This is a genomic window from Vibrio sp. 1402 (genome assembly GCF_033340275.1).
Genome location: NZ_JAWOWE010000788.1, coordinates 1 through 503, shown reverse-complemented (window position 1 = coordinate 503; position 503 = coordinate 1). Strand labels below are relative to the sequence as shown.

1 pseudogene is annotated in these 503 nt (G+C 39.8%); it reads right to left on the bottom strand.

Annotated features, from left to right (window positions below):
* Positions 1-5: 5 nt before the first annotated feature.
* Positions 6-503: pseudogene (locus R7044_RS28505) on the bottom strand (ATP-dependent helicase); the annotation flags it as partial.

Below are 503 nucleotides of genomic sequence, written 5' to 3'. Positions count from 1 at the left end.
AATGTCTAAAGTAAGTGAAATCCCATATCTTTTAATCTTGTTTTATCAGCATCATTTAAAGTTTTCACAGCCCATATTAAACAGTGTTTAGGCCTTGATGAGGCAACATATGCGAACCTAGCAGCTTCACTGCTTTGACTATCAATCCAACTGCGCCAATGAGAACCAGGCTGCCCGCCCGCGCGTGCCGTTGAAATTAACATGGTGACATCGTGTGTTTCGCCTTTCGCTCCATGAATTGTAGTCTTTCGGTGCAATGTTGTTGTTTTAGTTGTTTGTCCTAAAAATGTGTCAACTTGGTTGCCTGCTTGACCAGAGGGCGATGCCAAATTTACATTATTTAGTGGGGATATGACTTGGGCAATCTCTTGTATGATGAACTTTTGACTTGATAGGTTTCGAACTAATGTCTTAGCACTACGTACCCAATTTGACCAAGAACCTGTCATTTGTTTTAGGTTATTATTGGTGAAATACTTAAGTGATGAACATAAAAACCTTCT